Genomic DNA, 928 nt, shown 5'->3' on the forward strand with positions numbered 1-928 from the left:
GCCGTTGTATGCCGTGGTGCTGTTTTCCTGGGTAATAGCTTTGGCAGAGTATTCTTGCCAGGTTCCGGCCAATCGGATAGGCTTTTTAGGCAATGGAGGCCCGTTCTCATTGATGCAACTCAAAGTGATTCAGGAAGTAATCACTTTGATTATCTTTACGGTGTTCACAACGGTTCTTTTCAAGGGGGAAACGCTGCATTGGAATCATTTTGCCGCTTTTGTATGTCTGGTACTGGCGGTATATTTTGTATTTTATAAATGATGGGTTAATCGCATTTGCACATTATTTCATATACTTCTCCATTCCTTTTGTTAAGAACGTTTGAAGCTTTCCTTCTTCATCCGTATAAATGAAACAGGCGTCGATATCCGGATGTGCATCCGCCACGCGTTCTGCTTCTTCCAGCCCCATCACCATGAATGCCGTGGCATAGGCGTCTGCACTCATGCAATCTTTGGCAATGACGGTGGCTGACAAGATGCTGTGCTGTACCGGATAGCCGGTACGCGGGTCGATGGTATGCGCATATTTCTTTCCGTCTTTATAGTAGTAGTTGCGATAATTGCCCGATGTAGCCATGCCTAAATCCGTGACTAGCAGCACTGCTTGCAGTTCCTGGTTCACTGCCAGTGAGTCGTCTATCGGCTTGTTCAAACCGATGCGCCAAGGTCCATTTTGAGGGTTTTGCCCGTGAACAACCACTTCTCCGCCTATATCGACCATAAAGTTGCGGATACCCTTCTTCTTCAGAAGTTGGGCTATGACATCTACTGCATATCCTTTTGCCACAGCGCTGCACGAGAGCATTATACGCGAGTCTGTTTTCACCACTTTCCCTTCATCGGACAATTTTACTTTTTCGTATCCTGTCATCTCCAGCAGGCTGTCTATCATGGCAGAGTCGGGGAAGTTACCCTTCTTGAACCC

The 928-nt window shown here is 46.9% G+C and carries 2 protein-coding genes; one reads left to right on the forward strand and one right to left on the reverse strand.

The window, feature by feature from the left end; translation table 11 throughout:
- Nucleotides 1-262, forward strand: a 262-nt coding sequence (locus tag ABUA47_RS08855) for a DMT family protein (protein WP_349831543.1), incomplete at its 5' end; no start/stop codon positions are given.
- A 21-nt stretch (nucleotides 263-283) separates the two neighbouring features.
- Here ABUA47_RS08855 and ABUA47_RS08860 read toward each other — a convergent pair.
- Nucleotides 284-928: FAD:protein FMN transferase (locus ABUA47_RS08860; RefSeq protein WP_349831544.1), on the reverse strand; the 645-nt coding region annotated here is incomplete at its 5' end.

This window comes from Bacteroides sp. RTP31139st1_H2_RTP31139_211217, from assembly GCF_040227615.1.
Classification (GTDB): domain Bacteria; phylum Bacteroidota; class Bacteroidia; order Bacteroidales; family Bacteroidaceae; genus Bacteroides; species Bacteroides uniformis.